The 6,828-nt window shown below is 59.1% G+C and carries 4 protein-coding genes; all 4 read right to left on the bottom strand.

All coding sequences use genetic code 11. The features are described from left to right. Nucleotides 1-1,818, bottom strand: a 1,818-nt coding sequence (locus J7G73_RS05710; protein WP_291245562.1) for a collagen-like protein, incomplete at its 3' end; no start/stop codon positions are given. Next, a complete protein-coding gene (locus J7G73_RS05705; protein WP_291245561.1) occupies nt 1,815-3,716 on the bottom strand; it encodes a hypothetical protein in 1,902 nt (633 codons plus the stop codon). The genes J7G73_RS05710 and J7G73_RS05705, both read right to left, overlap by 4 nt. Next, nucleotides 3,716-4,141, bottom strand: coding sequence for a hypothetical protein (locus J7G73_RS05700; protein ID WP_087296425.1), 426 nt, complete (start codon nt 4,139-4,141; stop codon nt 3,716-3,718). Before J7G73_RS05700 ends, J7G73_RS05705 begins: the two co-directional genes overlap by 1 nt. A gap of 1 nt (nt 4,142) precedes the next feature. After that, nucleotides 4,143-6,824, bottom strand: a complete 2,682-nt coding sequence (locus J7G73_RS05695) for a hypothetical protein (RefSeq protein ID WP_291245560.1) — start codon at nt 6,822-6,824, stop codon at nt 4,143-4,145. Nucleotides 6,825-6,828 lie beyond the last annotated feature (4 nt).

Here is a 6,828-nt window from a genome sequence, read left to right as displayed (position 1 = left end):
GCTCACCTGGGTGTTCTTGCTCACCAGGTTGGGGCCTGCCGGGCCGGTGGGGCCGGTAGCGCCTTGAGGCCCCTGGGGTCCGGTGGGACCAGTGGCGCCCTTCGCACCGGTAGGACCCTGCTCGCCGGTATCACCCTTGGGCCCTTGCGGCCCGGTCTCGCCCTGCGGGCCTTGAGGGCCAGTGTCGCCCTTAGGCCCCTGTGCACCACTTGGCAAGGTCAGATTCAAAGTGGCAGTGGTACCGCTTTTGGAGATACTGGCAGCGGCGGTGCTGCCGCTGGCTACGGTACCGATTTTCATGGTCTGTATCGCTGCGTTCCAGAGACTGCGCTCTGCCGCCGTGATATGCTTCACGGTATCGCTCATATGGGTAAAGGCCGCATTCCAGTTGTTCACCAACGCTTGAGTGATACCGCCTAGTAACGACAGGTTCCCATGGCTGTGTTTTTTGCTTACCGCATCGGCCAGATCAACTTCCGTCTGGGTATAGCTATCCAGCAGCGCCTTGTTTGCGTGGCTGTGACGGGCGGCTGTATTTGCCGCCACAATGCTTTTAGTGGAGGCAAGGTCAGCTGCCAGCGCTTTTCCCTTGTTGCCCGCATAGGCGGTGGAGGCGGTTTCACCCAGAGCCAGGCTCTTGCTGATCTCCACGTAGGCCGATCCGCTCCAGCGCCAGGTGAGGTTTGTGTCCAGAGCCACATAAATCTTGCCAGTCTCACCGGTGGCAGGGAATGCGCTCTTATTGGCGTATTCCAGCACATCATCCACAAAGCTGGGCAGCTGGCTGGCGGGTACCTGACCGTTGCCGTCCAGCGTAGCCACGCCACCGGCCTTGCCCATCTCGCTGCGCTTGACCTGGGCATCGTTGGTCACGTTGGAAAGCCCCACCTGACTTTTGGTCACGGCATGGGGATTGGCCTTGTCCGCCTTGTGGCTGTTCAGTGCACTCTGTACCACCCCGATGGCCGCCGCCTGGGCGGTGCTCACCGGCTTATTTGCGTCGGAGGTGTTGTCGCAGCTGCCCAGGCCCACCTGTGCCTTGGTCACCGCGTGGGGATTGGATTTGTTCGTGGTGTGGGCGCTGAGTGCAGTTTCCAGTGCAGACTTCACCGCCGCGTCCTTCGTATCGGTCTCCTGCTGGGTGTAGGCCCCCGCCTGATGGGCGGTCACCCCGTGGGGATTATCCAGTGCCAGAAGGTGCCCGCTCAGGCTGCGCACCGCCCTTGCCAGCTTTCCGAAGGCGGTGGACAGCTTCTCACCGCTGGCCAGCAGCTCCAGGCTGGCGGCCTCGGTATAGGTGGGGGTCTGGTCGTTGGTGGTCAGATTGGGTACGTTGCCAAGCCCAACCTGCGCCTTGGTCACGGCGTGGGGATTGGCCCTGCTGGCCGCGTGGGCATCAAAATCCTCCCGCAGGCCGTCTGCCGCAGCCTTGTGCTGGTCCAACACCTGTTTGGCCGCTGCCAGAGTGATGGCCGGACTATCGTTCCATGCACTGGTGCCCTTCAGACCTGCAATTTGCTGGCCGATCAGGGTCAGGAGCGCCTGCAGCTTGTTTTTCACGCCACCGATCGTACGCGTACCGATCTTATCGTCCGTCACACTGCCGTCTGGATGGGCCAGCACCGAGGCCGAAGCGTGGGCGTTTAACTCGGTGCGGCTGGCCTTCAGATCGTCCAGCTCGGCGTCCTTGTTTGCCTGCTGTTTCAGTTCCCGGTCGATGACCTCCATGTCGTAGGTCAGGTCGTCGATGTCCGCCGGGTCATTACGTTCTTCAAGACGTTCCGGTAAACGCAGCTGGTAATTCTGGCTCTTTCTCATGCTTCACTTCCTCTCTTCAATATCATTTCTCCTTTCAGCCCTCCACCGCTGTATGTGAGTTGATTTTTCAGCACCTGAGCCGGGGCGGCTGTTTCCCATTGTGTGTCCAGCAGAACCCGGTCGATGGGGTCCATCTCCGGGTTGCCCCGGGTAGCGCAGGTGTAGGTGCTGCGGCGCAAAAGATGCTCCCGCACCCAGGCCGCCACCGCCAGCGCCCGGTCCAGCTCGGTAATGAGCGGATTGTCCAACGTTTCCGCCGTGCCGTTCTCGTCCGCGTCGGGCACCGGGGCCACCGCGTTCTGGCAGCTGGTCTCCAGCTTTTTGCCGCTCACGATCAGGGTGGCCGGGCCGCTGCCCTCCAGCACCAGATCGCCCGCAGCGGCATACAGCACCTGGCTGGTCACCTGGGCGCCCTCACATTCCACCCGGATGTTCGCCGACTGGTTCCAGGTCAGGTGCAGCTCCAATCGCCCATCCACCTGATAGGTACCCTTGTGCAGCTGGCTCTCCTTTTCCGCAGGAGCATACACCGTGGCCGGGCACTCCACCTGAAGAAGGCTCGCAGTCTTTTCCACTTTGGGCGCGCTTTCCAGCATAGCCGAAAGTCCGATGCTCACCCCGCTCTGGGCGCTCTCATCCGGCTGGATGCGGATCACGCCATCCCGGTCGGCATACAAAAGGCAGCAGGCCGCGTGAGCGATCAGCTGCAAACATTCCCGGTGCTGCTTGGCCGGCAGCGGCGCGGTGGTGGTAATCTGCTTCAAGCCCTCCCACAGGGCCCAGGGCTGCTCGTCCTGCCTGCGGCGAGGAAGCTTCGCGTCCTCCAACACCAGCGTCGCCAGTTCCCACAAGCTGTGGGGCGCGCCGTCCCACACGCCCTTGTAATAGGTGCCATCCAGAAGGCCCAGCGCATCGGTGGCGGAGAATTTGGCATACAGCCCTTCCACCGTGGGCTGGCCGGTCAGGTAAAAGCGCCCACCAGGCATCCATTCCACAAAGCCGCCCTGGTACAGCTCCCGCCAGCCGCTGGAGACCAGGTCGCCCCATTCAAGCGCCACCGCATCGCCCCAGTTCATGCCGCCGGTGAGCTGCTGGCCGTAGCGCACCGTGATGGGGTTGCGCTGCTCAAAATACTTCCAGATGCCCTGGGGGTTGTCCGGGTCATATAAACCGTTCTGGTCGCTGGTGAGCAGGTTCACGTTCACCGCCGAAAAGCTGAACTCCCCGGTGGGCAGCCTGCGGCCGATGGGGTCTACCTCCATGGTCTGGGCCGCCTCGGTCAGTTCCGCCTGGCCGAACACCAGCTCCATGCCGAACATTAGCCGGGTCAGCCGCGCCCGGCGAAAGGGCTGGCTGGTGGCCTCAAAGCGGATTTCCAGCCGGTCGAAGCGGTCGATCTGCACCAGCTCCTGGTGCTCCACCGCCTTGGGCAGCACCTGCCGCTGCACCAGCTGCTCGCCGCCCTTCCAGGCGGTCACGGTCAGCGCGGTGCACCATTCCTCCGCCACCTGGTCAAACCGGAAGCTCAGCGCCGGAATGCTCACCGGCGTTTCAAATTCCAGCGCCAGCACCGGCGGAGCCGAAAACCTTCTGTCTGCCCCGCTCATCGCCTCGCTCACATAGCCTTCGGTCAACAGCGTGCCGCCGGGCTCGTCCGCAATGCGCAAAGTGCCGTCCGCCTTCCAGCGCCCCGGCTCGAAGGTAGCGTAGCTGCGTTTTTGCGCGCCGTCCTGGGTCAGGGCGCTTTCCACGCTGGACCAGTAGGCCTGATGCTCGCTTTTGTCCACCGCACCGGGGGCCGCGTCCTCGTCCACAACGCTCAGGGTCACGGACAGCTTTGCCGCGCCCAGCACCGGCTTTGTCATCTCCTGCCGGTAGGCATCGCTCACCTTTTGCATCAGATCACCCCGCAATCGATAACATTTACACTTGCATCCCGCAGGAAAGCTGGTTCCCCTGTGCCCGGGTCGATGATCTCCGGCGATACCTTTACATCGGAGATGTACATCAATCTGGTCAGCCACCGGCCTGTATTGAAGTTGAAATAGTGGCAGTAGAACGTAAAATGGTTGTCCTCGAACCAGCGATTCATCTCCCACCACAGCGAGCACGAGATAGTGCTCCATCCCATTTCTTGCTTGTCCAGGCTGCGGCCGATCATCCGGCCCACCATGGTGCCCTGGGCATTGCGGGCCGAATCCACCAATCGACTGGTGGTAAACGGGGCTTTGCCTTGATCCGGGTAAGGGACTGCGATACTATGGTTCTCCCTGCTGGTCTCCGGGCTGGTGCCGAGGTACAAAAAACCGGTGGATTCCTTCAAATCAATAGGCATCCGCGAATGCACCTCCGATCTTTACGCCCCGGTTTGCCTCGATCTTCGCCATAGCGCGGTACAGTACTTGGCCGTCCAGCTTGACCTCAATAGGCTGGCTGGCGGTAAGCTCCTGTGCGCCGCCCAGCTGAGATAGTGCGGCAATAACAGCCTGGGTGATGGTTTCCAGCGGGGCCTCCACGTTGGTGCCTCGCCGCTGGTCACCCACCACAGCCAGAAACGGCTGGTTGGCAGGCAGCACCGCGCCTTGAGCAAGATGGGGAATCTGCGGAATGTGAGGCAAATCAAATCCCCAAGACTTTCCGCCCAATAGCGGAACCCAACTCGGAACGTCGAAGCTCAACTGATTGATTCCATCGATCATGCCATTGATTGCTCCGATGGCCGCATTCAACAAGCCAATGATAGCGTTGATGGGGGCTTTTGCGAGAGCGATCATTCCGTCAAAGATTCCTCCAAAAATGTTTTGCACTCCCATCCAAGCGCGTTCCCAGTCTCCGGTAAACACCCCTCGAACAAAATCGATCACACCGTTCAGAATCCTCTTTACTGCATTCCAAATGTTTTCCACATTTTTCATGAACGCATTCAGCACGCTTCCCAACACCGGACCGAAAATATTTGTCCAGTCAGTTACAAAAACATTTTGTAAAAAATCGTCTACTTTTTTCAGAATCTCCTGAATCTCATCGCCTTTTACTGCAATCAAAGCAACCAGCGCCACCACAGCAGCGACCACAAGGCCGATAGGAGACGTCAAGAAAGCGATCGCAGCACCAAATGCAGTCGTTGCCGCTGTGGCAAGCGCGCAAACGGCGTTCCACGCGGTAACTGCAGCTATCTGTGCCCACTGCGCCGCGGTATCCGCCACCTTAGCCGCTGTGCTGGCCACCCATGCTGCCGTGTTTTGCATAATAGTCAGGAGCATAGTCGCGCCTGCCTTCACGAAATCTGCGGCATACAAAGCAATGATCTGGAGATCTACGGCTTTATCAGCAAGTTTTGCAATCGTGGCGCCGCTCACAGCCGTTCGAATAGAGTTGAACACGCCAACGATACCGCCTGCATTAATAAGCCAAGTGGCAATCTCTGTTCCTTTCCACAAAGCGAAGAACGCACCCACGATTCCAGTCATTATCTGGAAAGCGCCCTGGTTATCGGCTATCCACTGCGATACCCCTTGCAACCCATCGCGCAGCAAGCCAAGCGCCGCTATAACGGTTCCGCCTGTCCATGTGGCAATCGGCTTAAGGAAATTCTCCCACAGCCATCCAAACAGCGGCTTAAGCGCTTCAATGGCGGCGTTCAGCACATCCAGAGCCGATGCCAGCACCTCCAAGAATACCGGTAACGCATCTTCGATTGTCCATGCTGCAAGTGGAACGAACAAATTGTACCAAGCCCACTCCAATCCGCTGAACACAGTTTTCCCGATCGGCTCTGCTGCATCTTTAAGCTTCTTAAGCGCACTTATCAGATTATCAAAATCAATCTTCTTCAGCGGCTCAAACAGCTTCTGAATCTTATCCACAATCTGCTGCATTTTTTCGGTCAGCGGCTGAACTTCCGTTGTGGTTTCGGTCAGCCCTCCACCAACTGCACCGCTACCACCAGCACCTCCACCGGACGGCGATCCGCCAGAACCAGCTGAACCGGTATCCTGCTGCAGCACGTTCAGTTCGTCGATGCTCGCGGTCGCGGTCCTGGCTGCTTTGGCTGCCGCTTTGGTGCCGTCGGCCAGCTCTTGCTCACCCGCTGCCGCGGCTCCTGCGCTGGATGCGATTCCAGCATTTGCTCCCTCAATGGCCGCGCCAGTTGCCTGGATCTGCTTCTGCGCGCCTCCAAAAATGGACGTAATCACCGCATTGAATGCGTTGGCCATATTGATGAGGGCGGCCACAATGGTATTGAGCATTTTGACCACCGGCAGAAGTACCGTAGTAAGAGCCTGACCGATGATGCTCATAAACTGCTGCCACTGCATTGACAGAATGCGGGTTTGGTTGGCCCAGCTGTCCTGCGTACGCAGGAAGTCGCCTTGAGCCAGCTTCAACGAATCCATCACAAAACTGTATTGCAATGCAACTCGCTCGGCCTGGCTCATAGCCTGGATATTGCTGTTCATCCCGTTGGCCATAGCATACTGCTGCAGGTTTGCCTGCGTCATGACCACGCCCAGGTCCTTCAATGCCTCAGTTTCGCCGGTGAAGATGCTCCGCAGCTTGTACGCCGCATCCTCCTGGCTGAGGTTGAAGAAGCTGGCCACATCGCCAGACAAGCCGGTCAGCGCAATGGCCATATCGCTGGCAGCCTCATCTGCTACGCCCATACCCTTTGCCATGGCCATATAGGTGCTGCCGGTCTTTTTGGCCGCCAGCTCACTCATGCCGAAGCTGGTGATCGCTGTGTCAGCAAACTTCTCCATCTTGTAGACCATGCGACCGAACGAAACATCTACAACGTTTTGCACCTCGGCCACATCGCTGCCCAGCTGAATACAGGCAGCGCCGAACTGGATTACTTTCTGTACGGCAAATGCTGCAGCAAGTGCTGCTGCCAGCTTCCCGGCAATCGAACGCAAACCGCCCAGGCTGCCGCTAACCTGGTTCACGCCACGTTTAAATCCACTATTATCCAGCGCCGTACTGATTGTTACCTTGCCGTCTGCCAATTAC

The organism is Allofournierella sp., assembly GCF_017889395.1.
GTDB lineage: Bacteria > Bacillota > Clostridia > Oscillospirales > Ruminococcaceae > Allofournierella.
This window is presented reverse-complemented; position numbering and strand designations above follow the sequence as displayed.

Bases quoted from the DNA above. Each gene is read 5' to 3' on its own strand.
- J7G73_RS05705 (WP_291245561.1), bottom strand. From the start codon at position 3,716: ATGCAAAAGGTGAGCGATGCCTACCGGCAGGAGATGACAAAGCCGGTG.